The 11,412-nt window shown below is 66.0% G+C and carries 13 protein-coding genes; 5 read left to right on the top strand and 8 right to left on the bottom strand.

Translation table 11 applies throughout. From position 1 onward, the window contains the following. Positions 1-52 precede the first annotated feature (52 nt). Together BST38_RS28580 and BST38_RS28575 are read right to left on the bottom strand one after the other, a co-directional pair. Complete coding sequence (locus BST38_RS28580) at positions 53-253, bottom strand: hypothetical protein (protein ID WP_083146912.1); 201 nt, start codon at positions 251-253, stop codon at positions 53-55. After that, a complete protein-coding gene (locus tag BST38_RS28575; RefSeq protein ID WP_083146911.1) occupies positions 240-1,997 on the bottom strand; it encodes a hypothetical protein in 1,758 nt (585 codons plus the stop codon). Before BST38_RS28575 ends, BST38_RS28580 begins: the two co-directional genes overlap by 14 nt. Positions 1,998-2,121: 124 nt before the next feature. Here BST38_RS28575 and BST38_RS28570 point away from each other — a divergent pair, with 124 nt between their 5' ends. Continuing rightward, complete coding sequence (locus BST38_RS28570; RefSeq protein WP_083146910.1) at positions 2,122-3,483, top strand: Mu transposase domain-containing protein; 1,362 nt, start codon at positions 2,122-2,124, stop codon at positions 3,481-3,483. Further along, positions 3,480-4,337 (top strand): IS21-like element helper ATPase IstB, encoded by an 858-nt coding sequence (gene istB, locus BST38_RS28565; RefSeq protein WP_083146909.1) that lies wholly within the window; start codon positions 3,480-3,482, stop codon positions 4,335-4,337. Before BST38_RS28570 ends, istB begins: the two co-directional genes overlap by 4 nt. A 596-nt stretch (positions 4,338-4,933) precedes the next feature. Here the strand turns inward: istB and BST38_RS28560 are convergent. The 3 genes from BST38_RS28560 to BST38_RS28550 form a co-directional block, all read right to left on the bottom strand. Continuing rightward, positions 4,934-5,626 carry an iron-dependent transcriptional repressor DtxR gene (locus tag BST38_RS28560; RefSeq protein WP_083146908.1) on the bottom strand — a complete coding sequence of 231 codons (693 nt, stop codon included), beginning with the start codon at positions 5,624-5,626 and terminating at the stop codon, positions 4,934-4,936. 149 nt (positions 5,627-5,775) lie between these two features. Next, positions 5,776-6,735 carry a sigma-70 family RNA polymerase sigma factor gene (locus tag BST38_RS28555; RefSeq protein ID WP_083146907.1) on the bottom strand — a complete coding sequence of 320 codons (960 nt, stop codon included), beginning with the start codon at positions 6,733-6,735 and terminating at the stop codon, positions 5,776-5,778. Between the two features lie 147 nt (positions 6,736-6,882). Beyond that, positions 6,883-7,281 (bottom strand): DUF3099 domain-containing protein, encoded by a 399-nt coding sequence (locus tag BST38_RS28550; protein WP_083146906.1) that lies wholly within the window; start codon positions 7,279-7,281, stop codon positions 6,883-6,885. Between the two features lie 106 nt (positions 7,282-7,387). On the opposite strand from BST38_RS28550, the gene BST38_RS28545 reads away from it, so the two are divergent. After that, positions 7,388-7,624: a DUF3039 domain-containing protein gene (locus BST38_RS28545; protein WP_083146905.1), complete on the top strand. Its 237-nt coding sequence runs from the start codon at positions 7,388-7,390 to the stop codon at positions 7,622-7,624. On the opposite strand, the gene BST38_RS28540 is transcribed toward BST38_RS28545, so the two are convergent. Then, positions 7,614-8,600, bottom strand: coding sequence for a YihY/virulence factor BrkB family protein (locus BST38_RS28540; RefSeq protein ID WP_083146904.1), 987 nt, complete (start codon positions 8,598-8,600; stop codon positions 7,614-7,616). The two genes, BST38_RS28545 and BST38_RS28540, sit on opposite strands and share 11 nt — an antisense overlap. A 29-nt stretch (positions 8,601-8,629) precedes the next feature. Continuing rightward, positions 8,630-8,821: a DUF7455 domain-containing protein gene (locus BST38_RS28535; RefSeq protein WP_083146903.1), complete on the bottom strand. Its 192-nt coding sequence runs from the start codon at positions 8,819-8,821 to the stop codon at positions 8,630-8,632. 133 nt (positions 8,822-8,954) lie between these two features. On the opposite strand from BST38_RS28535, the gene BST38_RS28530 reads away from it, so the two are divergent. Together BST38_RS28530 and BST38_RS28525 are read left to right on the top strand one after the other, a co-directional pair. After that, positions 8,955-9,314 carry a DUF952 domain-containing protein gene (locus tag BST38_RS28530; protein ID WP_083146902.1) on the top strand — a complete coding sequence of 120 codons (360 nt, stop codon included), beginning with the start codon at positions 8,955-8,957 and terminating at the stop codon, positions 9,312-9,314. An 86-nt stretch (positions 9,315-9,400) separates the two neighbouring features. Then, a complete protein-coding gene (locus BST38_RS28525) occupies positions 9,401-10,183 on the top strand; it encodes a hypothetical protein (RefSeq protein WP_083146901.1) in 783 nt (260 codons plus the stop codon). Between the two features lie 7 nt (positions 10,184-10,190). Here BST38_RS28525 and BST38_RS28520 read toward each other — a convergent pair whose 3' ends face one another. Continuing rightward, positions 10,191-11,318 (bottom strand): methyltransferase, encoded by a 1,128-nt coding sequence (locus BST38_RS28520; protein WP_083146900.1) that lies wholly within the window; start codon positions 11,316-11,318, stop codon positions 10,191-10,193. Positions 11,319-11,412 lie beyond the last annotated feature (94 nt).

Raw genomic sequence — 11,412 nt, 5'->3', positions numbered from 1 at the left:
CAACCCTTGATCGGAATCCAATAGCCCGAGCCTCCGGGAAACCCAGGGCGTTTCAGACCATCAACACGTATCCGTTGAGTCCACCGCGCAATGCTGTGTCGAGGATGCTGGCAATCGATGTGTGGAAGGCGATGCCGGTCGCCAGTGCGATGAACAGCCAGCGCAGCACCAGCCGTGTGGTGGGGCTGCGGTCGCGCAGCCACGGAGTTTTGGGTGCCCGCGCCGGGGGCAGGACAGGTTCAACCGCCGTCATCGGCCCGACGCCGGCGTGAATGCAGCAGCATGACGAGTAAGGCGAGGGCTAGCGCCGCGAAGACGGCGCCACCGACATACCACCAGGTTTTGCCGGGGCCCTTGGCGGGAGGAGTCGCGATGGCGTCCTGGGGCGTGTTGGGCGCGGCCACGATGACCGGCGCTCGCTCTGGGGGAGCGAGGATCGCAATCCCATTGAGGCTCGTCCACCTCCGAATATCTTCGTTGAGCCAGTCGAGCAAACCGTCGAGCAGTTGCGGTGCGTTGGTCGAGGTGGCGATCAGTAGCTCGCGGTCGCCGTCGAAAACCGTTTGCAGGGAGCCGAAGCGGAAACCCGGCTGCAACGTCAATGTCGCCTCGTTGCTGTCGTCGTCAAAACCCTCGATCGTGTCGACCTGGTCGCCCCCACCGCCAACAGGCAGGTGCACGTCGGGGTGTGACCATTCGTCGGCCGCAATCATGATCGCGGGCTCTGTGCCGGCCAGCGCCTCATCGGCCGAAACCACGGTGGTGTTGAAAGGCATGGCACTGACCCGCTGCAACCCCATGACCAGCTTCACCGCTCGTGAGGTGTCGGCGAATGCATCCGTTCCCAGACCGATCTGAACATTGGGCATCATCGCTTGGGGTAGCGATTGGAAGCCCATCGGCTGCGGTGGGTCCGCACGCGTGCTGTCGACCGGGCTGATGTCATCGATCATCAGTGTCAGTGGTTGAAACTCGCCGCAGCGACCGGTGTTACCGGTGATGTCGAGCGCGACGGTGATGCTGGTGAATCGCGTGAGCGCATCGTCAGGAACGGCTATCCAGCGGTCGATCACACCGGTTTGATCGACGTTCCATTGATCGACAGCTCTGCCGTCGACCAGGGCGGCGAGTCGTCCACTGATGGTAGTCGGTAGCGGAGTGTAGGACCCCTTCAAGTTCACCCGTACACCGCGCACGGACCGCCCGAAACGGGTCTGGTCTATTCCGATGGTGACCCTCGGTGCGAGGGAGACAGAACTGACTTGCGGTTGACCTATCTGGCGCAGCGTGGTGTTGTCCCCGGGAAGCACCGAAGTGGATCGCAGCGGGCCGACCGCCGCTCCGGAGCTCAGCGCAAGCTGGGAGAGGTCGCTGGACAGCAGCCGGGCCTGATTGCCCAGTTCGGCCGGCGTTCCGGAGATGAGCAGAGACGGCATCCCGGTACTGTCCTGCAAGCTCAGCTGATTGTCCGTTCGCTCCCTGATGACGATCTGTCGCTCTAGGGGCAGCGCCGGGTCGGGTGGGATGGTGCTGTTATCGGGCAACGCTGCAAGCTTCACGTCGGTGTACTGCTGCCCGTAGTGCGCGACGATAGCGTCGGTCAACTTCACCGCGGCGTCGGACTCGGCCCGCGAGGGTGTGGCCGGAACGAACACCGTCAACCGGCGCAGCACGGGCGGCAAGAAGTTTGCCACCGTCTCGGGATGCTGTTCGATACCGTCGAAACCCAGCGCAATATCGTTGAGACGCAACGGATTCGTCGAGTCCAGGCAATAGCCTTCAAATGCCAGCATCTGGGCGCTCAGCGTGATGGTGACAGCATTGTCGGACACCACCGCACCAGCGAGCGGGATGCGCATCGGCGCGGGACCCTCGCGCGGTACCTCGATCCGGGACAGAACTCGCTCGTCCTGGGTCACCGTGATGGTGGCGCTACGCACATCGACCGGTGCCCAGACATTGGCTGTCAACTCGCGCGGAACGATGACCGCGCTCACTGAATTTCCCCACTGACGCTCATCGAAATTCCCCACCCGTGTGGCTCCGCCGAGAAGGGCGGGCCTCCCTCGAAGCTGCTGGTGTCTGACGCCAGTTGCTCCATCGAAGGAGGCCCGCTTTCTCATGCTCACATGGGAGGACGACTTGGAAGTACATGCCCTACGCAAACGTGGTTGGTCGATCTCGGCGATCGCCCGCCACACCGGCTTCGATCGCAAAACGGTCCGCAAGTACCTCGACGGTGACGGGGAGCCCGGGGTCCGGGCTCGCCGCGGCCCGGACCCGTTCGAGCCGTTCGTCGAATACGTCACCGCCCGCCTGGTCGAGGACCCGCATCTATGGGCCCGCACCCTCTACGACGAGCTCGAGGATCTCGGGTTCGCGCTGTCGTATCAAAGCCTGACCCGCAACATCCGAGCCCGCAATCTGCGCCCGGTGTGTGAGGCGTGCCGTTCGGTCACCCAGCGTCCGAACGCGGTGATCCCGCACGAGCCCGGTGATGAAACCCAATGGGATTGGCTGGATTTGCCCGATCCGCCCGAGTTCTGGGGGTGGGGCAAGACCGCGCACCTGCTGGTGGGCTCGCTGGCTCATTCGGCCAAATGGCGAGGGTCGTTGTCGCCCTCGCAGGACCAACCGCATCTGGTCGCCGGCCTTGACCGCGTGACCCGCGGCTTGGGTGGGTGCACACGGGTGTGGCGGTTTGACCGGATGGCCACAGTCTGCGACCCCGGCAGCGGCCGGGTGACCGCCTCGTTCGCCGGGGTGGCCAAGCACTACGGGGTTTCGGTGGCGATCTGCCCGCCGCGGCGCGGCAACCGCAAAGGTGTGGTGGAAAAGGCCAACCACACTGCCGCGCAACGCTGGTGGCGCACTCTGGCCGACGACATGACCGTCGAGGCCGCCCAAGCCAGCCTGGACCGCTTCGCCCAAGTGCGTGGCGATACCCGGCTACGGGCCACCGCCGACGGCCGGTCCTCGGTCGCCGCGGTGGCCAAGACCGAACCGCTGGCTCCGGTGCCGGCGGTGCCGTATCCGATGATCGTTTCCGAGACCCGCACCGCGTCGCGCCAAGCGTTGGTGTCCTACCGCGGCAACCGCTACTCGGTGCCCCCGGAACTGGCCGCCGCCCAGGTGGTGGTGTCACATCCAGTCGGCGGCGAGTTCTGCGATATCGCCACCGCCAGCGGGATCGTGATCGCCCGGCATCGGATGGCCGCTGACGGGCTCGGAGTGATGGTGCGTGACAGCGGCCATGTCATCGCGTTGGACAGCGCCGCGATGGCCACCTCCATGACCGGGCGCCCGCACCGCCGCAAGGAACGCATCCCACCCGGGCCGGCAGCTAAAGCCGCTGCCGCGCAACTGCTTCAGCAGCACGACACCGCTAAAGGTATTGACGAATCCCGCACTCCGTCCACCGATTCCACCGTGATCGATCTGTCTGCCTACGAGCGGGCCGCCCAGAAAAGGACCATTCAGTGACCCCTACCGGCCGCACCCCGAAGACCACCACCACGACCATCGCCGAGGAATCGCCCTCAGCAGCGGCGAGCCGCTACCAGCAGCTGCGCTCGCACCTGGCCGAACTCAAACTGGCTGCCGCCGCCGAAGCCCTACCTGCGGTCTTGGACCAGGCCAGCGCCGAAGGGCTCTCGCTCACCGTCGCCCTGGAAAGGCTGCTGGCCGTCGAAGTGGAAGCCTCCACCGCCCGCCGGCTCGCCGGGAGACTGCGGTTCGCCTGCCTGCCCACCCCGGCCACCCTCGACGACTTCAACGTCGATGCCGCCGCCGGGATCGACCGCAACCTCATCGACGAGCTGGGCACCTGCCGCTACCTCGAATCGGCGACCAACATCCTGCTCATCGGCCCACCAGGCACCGGGAAAACCCACTTATCCGTGGGATTGGCCAGGGCCGCCGCCTATGCCGGCTACCGCACCTACTTCACCACCGCCGCGGATCTCGCGGCCCGCTGCCATCGTGCCGCGATCGAAGGCCGCTGGGCTACCACTATGCGTTTCTACGCCGGGCCGACGCTGCTCGTAATCGACGAACTCGGCTATCTACCATTACCGGCAGAGGCGGCCTCGGCACTGTTTCAGGTTGTCTCCCAACGCTATCTGAAAACCAGCATCGTCATCACCACCAACCGTGGAGTGGGCGCCTGGGGCGAAATCCTCGGAGACACCACCGTCGCAGCCGCCATGCTCGACCGCTTACTGCACCGCTCGATAGTCATCAACCTCGACGGCGAGTCCTACCGCCTGCGTGACCACCAAGCTGCCGCCGAAACCCTGCGCCGAACCACCACCGGCAACCGCCAACAACTACACTGATCGCTGCTCACAGGTGAGGAATTTCGGCGAGCACACCTGAGGACTTCCGATGAGCGCGATCAACGAGGCCGGTCTGCACCGGCAGGGTGATCGTCTGCTCAGATGCTTGGCCGTAGAAGCTCATGGACGAGCTGGAGCCCAGCGTTGCCAAACTGAGGCTCGGCGCCCGGGCTTCCGAGTCGTTGTCCGGGGCGGGTTGTGCTCCCGCAGGCGTCGTTGCAACGGTCAACACGCATAGTGCTGTAGCCGAAAGAATCCGCCCCCACCGCATCGCGACTCCATCACGCCGTCGAAACGTTTGACATCCTCACTCAACCACGCGCAGGCCTGAGTTCCTAGGTACGGTCGGAAACACAGAGGCCGGCCGATGGAGGATGAACAGGCCGAGATGAGTCCTGTTCTTTGCCAAGAACACACGAGCTGATTGATCAAACGGTGCGACTCGCAGTACAGCGGTCAGAGGTTCCGAAACGCGCGGTGTGGTCGCCATTTCAGATAGAGCAGGCAGGTAGGTGATGCGTGGGCCCACGGATGACTGCGCCCGACAATCGCAGCCAGTCGCAGCCACCGGCGCGATGGTTGCCCGTCCTAGCGAATCAGACCTTTTCGACCTTGACCGCGTGGGCCATCTCGTGCGGCAACTCGACCTGCTCGTGGCCGGGGATGACGATCATCACGCCGCCGTGGTCGTTGGTCTCCACCGTCACACGGGCATTCGGCACGACGCCGGCGTCCTTGAGCCGGGCGATCAGCTCGACGTCGCCCTGCACGTGCTCGGTCAGTTGGCGCACCACGACCGCGACGGGCATGCCGGCGGGCAGTTCGGTGAGCCGGACCAGGCTCAGTGCCTCGTCGCTGAGATCGTCGCCGACGCCGAGCTCGGACAGGCCGGGGATCGGGTTTCCGAACGGGGAGGTGGTGGGGTTGTTGAGAACCTGCACGAGGCGCCGCTCGACGTCGACGCTCATCACGTGTTCCCAGCGGCAGGCCTCGGCGTGCACTTCTTCCCACGGCAGACCGATGACGTCGACGAGGAGGCGCTCGGCGAGACGGTGCTTGCGCATCACCGCGACCGCGAGCGCACGGCCCTTGTCGGTCAGTTCGAGGTGCCGGTCACCGGCGACGTGAAGCAGGCCGTCGCGCTCCATCCGGGAGACAGTCTGGCTGACGGTGGGGCCACTCTGCTCGAGACGCTCCGCGATGCGCGCGCGCAGTGGGATCACGCCCTCTTCCTCGAGGTCGTAGATCGTCCGCAGATACATCTCGGTGGTATCGACTAGATCGTTCATTGCACACCCTCCGTCCGACAGGAGTCTACCGGCCCCGACGGCCCGCAGCCGTCCTTCCCGACGCGACACGGGTTACACCGACGCGGGCGATGGAAAAGGCCCGCCGATGTTCTCGGCGGGCCTTTTCGGGGTCGATCGGGCGGCGTCGCTCAGCTGGCGTAGGAGCGGAGCCGGTCGGCGCGCTCACCGTTGCGGAGCTTGGCCATCACTTCGCGCTCGATCTGGCGGACCCGTTCGCGGGACAGGCCGAACAGCTTGCCGATCTGGTCGAGCGTGCGCGGCTGGCCGTCGTCGAGGCCGAACCGCAGCCGGATGACCTGCTGCTCGCGCTCGTCGAGCGTGGCCAGCACGTAGCGGATGTCGGTGTGCAGGAGCTCGGAGATCACCGCGTTCTCCGCCGACATGGCCTCGGCGTCTTCGATGAAGTCGCCCAGCGGGGCCTCCTCGTCGCTGCCGACGGGCATGTCGAGGCTCACCGGGTCGCGGCTGTGCTCGAGCAGGTCGTTGATCTTCTCCACCGGGATGCCCGATTCCTCGGCGAGTTCCTCGTCGGTCGCCTCACGGCCCAGGTTCTGGTGCATCTCGCGCTTGATCCGCGCGAGCTTGTTGACCTGCTCGACCAGGTGGACGGGCAGCCGGATGGTCCGGCTCTGGTCGGCCATGCCGCGGGTGATGGCCTGGCGGATCCACCACGTCGCGTACGTCGAGAACTTGAAGCCCTTGGCGTAGTCGAACTTCTCCATCGCGCGGATCAGGCCCAGGTTGCCCTCCTGGATCAGATCCAGCAGCGGCATGCCGCGCCCGGTGTAGCGCTTGGCCAGCGACACCACCAGTCGGAGGTTCGCCTCCAGCAGATGCCGCCGCGCCGCCTCACCGTCTCGAACCACCGCAGCCAGGTCACGCTTGCGGTTCTCGCCCAAGCGCTTCTTCGTCGCAAGCAGGTGCTGCGCGTAGAGACCGGCCTCGATCCTCTTGGCCAGCTCGACCTCGTCGGCGGCGGTGAGCAGAGCGGTCTTTCCGATGCCGTTCAGGTATACGCGCACCAGGTCAGCGGCGGGGCTTTGAGCATCCAGATCTTGGTCGATGCGGCTAATGGTGGCATTTGCCATGGCGGCCTCCTGATCGGGTGGAACTTTCACGAGCTACAACGCCCGGAGCGGGCAAAGAGTTCCCACCTTTTCGGAGGTTCACACGTCCTGATCTGCGGTTTTCAGCCCACGACCTGAGAATGTGCTGAGAATAGGCCCAGAAGCCGCTCAGCCGGCGGTCTCACCGCGCGTATCGCGGCTGCCTGGTTGCGGCGCGCCGGGCTGGTGCTGTTCGATCGCGGGACGCTCGGCGGTCGGGAACAACGGAATCTTACGGGGCGCGTCGTAGCGGCGCGGTTCCTCGGCGCTGCGCGGCGGCCGGTCGTTGGCGATCAACACCGCCATCCACGGCAGCGGAATAGACACCACAATGATCGCCAGCGAGATCAGGCCGTTGTGCCAGATGTTGTAGGCGACGGCGGCCAGGACGAGTGCCGGGATCCGGAACGCCATCAGCGTCAGGTACTTCCGTACCCGCTGGCGGTGCTGCTCCTCGTAGGCGAGCGCGGCCCGGGTGATCAGAACCGGGCGGCCCTCGTCGTCGAAACTCAGTTCGGAGTCACGCACTAGATCAGTGGTTCAATCCGGCGTTCATGCCTCCACTGTTCCACATGTCGGCGCGGGTATGCCCATCGCGTTTCTTACCGATTGATGGCCAGGCAGAATAGGGGCCATGGACACCCAGACGATCGAACGCACCGATACCGACGAACGCGTCGACGACGGGACTGACAACGACACTCCCAAGTTCTTCCACTACGTCAAGAAGGACAAGATCGCCGAGAGCGCGGTGATGGGCACCCACGTCGTCGCGTTGTGCGGTGAGGTGTTCCCGGTGACCCGTTCGGCGAAGCCGGGTTCACCGGTGTGCCCCGACTGCAAGCGGATCTACGAGCAGCTCAAGACGTAGTGCCGCCGCCGTTCCCGTTGCGTGCTTCGGCCCGTGACTCGGCTTTTGCCTTGAGCCAGAACCGCAGCCGGGTGGCGTGGGTGTGGGGCGCGGGCCATTCCTCTTCGATCGCGGCGTTGAGTTCGGCGCCGATCATGATCGCGAAGCCGAGGAAGAACGCGAACAGCAGGAACGCGATCGGCGTCGCGAGCGCGCCGTAGGTGTATCCGGTGCTGGTGATCCACGTCAGGTACACCCGCAGGCCCCAGGTCGCGATCAGGAATACGAGTGCGGCGAGCACCGATCCGAGCAGAAGCCGGTGCGTCGGCAGAGGTTTGGGCAGCGACACCCGGTAGAGGACGTTCACCGCGACCACCAGCGCGACGAACAGCACCGGGTAGTAGGCGAAGCGCAGGCCGGTGTCCCAGCTGTCGGGGATGAACTCGGCGACCTTGCGCGGACCCAGCGCCAGAAACGGTGCGGTGATGATGGCGCCGATCAGCATCACCACGTAGAGGCCGAGCGCGTAGAAGCGCTGCCGGACCGGGTGTCGCAGCGGTGTCTGGTCGTGGGCTTCGGTGATCGAGTCGACGAACGCCGAGATCGCCGACGAGCCCGCCCACAACGAGATCACGAAACCGAGCGAGACCACCTCGCCCCGGGCGCCCTGCACGATGTCGCGCACCGTCGGTTCGATGATCTCGCCGACGACGTTGGGGGAGAAGAACCTTCCCGCGAGACTGATGAGCTGGTTCTCGATGGTCGGCAAGGTGTCGGGGCCGAACAACGGGGCGATGTAGGCGAGGCTGCCCAGCATGCCCAGCAGCAGCGGCGGCAGTGACAGCGCGCACCAGAAGGCAGCCTGAGCCGACTCCGAAAAAATCGAATCATCCCAGCTTTTGCCCAACGTTCGGGCGGTGATGTGCCGGATGTGGTGGCGTGATGGCCTGGCTTTCGCGGGAGGCTGTCCCGGCGGCAACGCTGTCTGGTCACTCATGACCAGAACAGCATTGCCGATGGGTGGGACTACGGCTGCAGCGGGCTCACTTCGATGACCGCAGCGAGCTCGATGAGCCTGGCCTCGTGCTCGTTGGCGTGATGCTGGCAGAACAGCAACTCACCACCCGAGGGAAGCTTGGCCCGTACCCGGGCCGCGGCCCCACAACGGTCGCAGCGATCAGCCTTGGTCAACTCAGGGCTGGTAAGCGTTGCGGTCATGGCACCTCCATTGGGTGGTAGCGACGTACATCTACTCTGTCAGACGCTTGGGGATCCAGCCTTGTTCCCCGGGGGTTTACAGGTGTGTCGTGTCTCACGGATTCCGGCGTTACCGAAAAAGGGGTGTACGCAAATGGGTTCGCAGCCAGACGTCCTCGTCCACCTGTGCACCGAACGGGAGTGGGCTGCCGCCCAGCGCACCGGATCTCACGAGCCGGACTCGCTGCGGACCGCCGGGTTCGTGCATCTGTCGAGTCCAGCGCAGGTACACCTGCCGGCGAACCGGCTTTACGTCGGCCGCTGCGACCTCGTGCTGCTCCGTATCGATCCCGCACGCCTGGGCTCTCCTGTCCGCTGGGAGCCGGGGGTCCCGACCGATCCCGATGGCATGGTGTTCCCACATCTGTACGGTTCTCTACCTGCCGAAGCTGTGATCAGTGTCACCGCTTACCGGCCGAACGACGACGGCCGATTCGCGCCACTCGACGAGTGAACGACGGCGTCGCCCGCAAGAGCGACATTCTCATTTGTGACATAGGACGCTGCCGCCGCGCGGCGTGACTCAATACACTGCCTGCCGTGGGCATCATCTTTGGTTTCGCGCCGTGGCTCGTCTACTGGGTTCTCGTCGGCAACGTCCCGTTCCACACCGCCGTGCTGATCGCACTCGGGGTGTCGGTCGCCGCGGTGGTCGCGGCGCGGGTCTCCGGATCGCCGGGGCGCACCCTGGAGATCGGCGCGGTCGTCGTGTTCGCGATCCTCACGGTGCTCACCTTCACCGTCAGCGCGTCGTTCATGGAGCAGTGGCTGCAGCCGCTGAGCAACGCGGGCATCTTCGCCGTCGCGTTGGTCAGCGCGCTCATCGGGCGGCCGTTCATCCGTGAGTTCGCCGTGGTGGGTCAGCCCAAGGAGGTCGTCGAGAACGAGACCTTCCGACGCATCACGTCGGTGCTGACGTGGATCTGGATCGCCGCGTTCGCCGGTATGACGGTGTCGTCGGTCATTCCGCCGATCGTGGACGGCGACGCGACCATCCTCGACACCAAGACGCCGCTGTCGTTCGTCTGCTACTGGGTGGTGCCGTTCGCGCTGCTGGGAATCGCGGCGTTGCTGACGCGGATCCTGCCGGACCGGATGGTGCCGCCGGCGGAGGAGATCGTCCGCAAGACCACCTTCGTCGCGTTCGCCGAAGCCGAGATCGACCAGCTGATATACCTGGCCACCGAGCACGCCAACCGTGAGGTGGGCGCGGGCAAGGAGGCCTACGACATCAGGATCGGCTCCAAGGGCGTGCCGCTCGTCGGCGACGAGACCCGCGAATCCTGGCCGTCGACCTACAAGGTGCGTGAGCGGAAACGATGACCCCCGGCTAGATCGCGCGGGCCTCCAGCAATGACAGCGGGCTGACCGTCGGGATCACCCGACGCAGCTCGAAACCATTGGCGCGCAACAATTCCGAGTACTGCGCGCGGGTGCGTTCCTTGCCGTGCAGCATCAGCAGCATCTCCAGGTCGAGCATGTGGCCGATGAACGAGGTGGCCCGGGGCGGGAGCACCATCTCCAGGAGCAGCAGGGTGCCGCCGTCGGCGATCGCGGCGCGGATGTTGCGCAGGATCGTCGCGCTGTCCGCGTCGTTCCAGTCATGGATGATGTTCTTCATCACGTACAGGTCGCCGCCCGGGGGCACCGAGTCCAGGAACGAGCCGCCGGTGACCGTGCACCGGTCGGCGACACCGGCCGCGGTCAGCAGCGGCGCCGCTCCCGCGACGACCGCGGGCAGGTCGTAGAGGACGCCGCGGGCCGCGGGGGCGCTCTGCAGGATGCGGCTCAGCACCGCGCCGTGTCCGCCGCCGACGTCGACGATCAGCCGGGCCGGGGTGAAGTCGTAGGCCTGCAACGCGACCTCGTTGGACAAGCCGCTGACCGCGGTCATCGCGTCGTTGAACACCGCCGCGAATTCCGGGTCGGTGTCGAGGTATTCGAAGAACGGCATGCCGCGCAGCATGTCGGCGGCGGGTTGGCCGGTCTGCACCGAGTACGACAGCGCGCCCCAGTCCGCCCAGCGGGCCGGATGGCCGATGAACAGCACCATGTCGCGCAGGGATCCCTCGCTGTCGGACCGCAGCGCGTCACCGACGGCGGTGAGGGCGAAGCGGCCGTCGCGCCGCTCCCGCAGCGCACCGCGGCTGGCCATCGCGCGCATCAGCCGGTACACGGCGTCCGGATCTGCGCCCACCCGCGCCGCGACGTCGGCGGACCGCAGCGGTCCGGAGGCCAGACAGTCCGGGATGCCGAGCGTGGCGGCTACGTAGAGCACCTGGGTGGTCCATGCGCCGGTGGCGAGTTCCAGCAGCGCGATGTTCCCGGGAACCATCGCGCGGTGGATACGGGCCAGCCCGGCACGCGCGAGCTCCAGTGCACGGATCAGCCGGGCCGGCGGAACCCGGGTGGGCGTCGACGGCGCCGACGCGGAGGCGGCGACCAGTTGCGGTGTCATGCGGCGACCGTAGGGCGGCCGCCTTAATTAATTCTTGGACTAGGGCGTGTCTGACAAATGTTTCGGATGTTGCGGCTGAGACTTAGGGCATGTC

Source organism: Mycolicibacterium parafortuitum (genome assembly GCF_002086815.1).
Classification (GTDB): domain Bacteria; phylum Actinomycetota; class Actinomycetes; order Mycobacteriales; family Mycobacteriaceae; genus Mycobacterium; species Mycobacterium parafortuitum.
This window is presented reverse-complemented; position numbering and strand designations above follow the sequence as displayed.

Bases quoted from the DNA above. Each gene is read 5' to 3' on its own strand.
- BST38_RS28560 (WP_083146908.1), bottom strand. From the start codon at position 5,626: ATGAACGATCTAGTCGATACCACCGAGATGTATCTGCGGACGATCTAC.
- BST38_RS28555 (WP_083146907.1), bottom strand. From the start codon at position 6,735: ATGGCAAATGCCACCATTAGCCGCATCGACCAAGATCTGGATGCTCAA.
- BST38_RS28530 (WP_083146902.1), top strand. From the start codon at position 8,955: ATGGGTTCGCAGCCAGACGTCCTCGTCCACCTGTGCACCGAACGGGAG.
- BST38_RS28540 (WP_083146904.1), bottom strand. From the start codon at position 8,600: ATGAGTGACCAGACAGCGTTGCCGCCGGGACAGCCTCCCGCGAAAGCC.
- BST38_RS28535 (WP_083146903.1), bottom strand. From the start codon at position 8,821: ATGACCGCAACGCTTACCAGCCCTGAGTTGACCAAGGCTGATCGCTGC.
- BST38_RS28580 (WP_083146912.1), bottom strand. From the start codon at position 253: ATGACGGCGGTTGAACCTGTCCTGCCCCCGGCGCGGGCACCCAAAACT.
- BST38_RS28520 (WP_083146900.1), bottom strand. From the start codon at position 11,318: ATGACACCGCAACTGGTCGCCGCCTCCGCGTCGGCGCCGTCGACGCCC.
- BST38_RS28570 (WP_083146910.1), top strand. From the start codon at position 2,122: ATGCTCACATGGGAGGACGACTTGGAAGTACATGCCCTACGCAAACGT.
- BST38_RS28545 (WP_083146905.1), top strand. From the start codon at position 7,388: ATGGACACCCAGACGATCGAACGCACCGATACCGACGAACGCGTCGAC.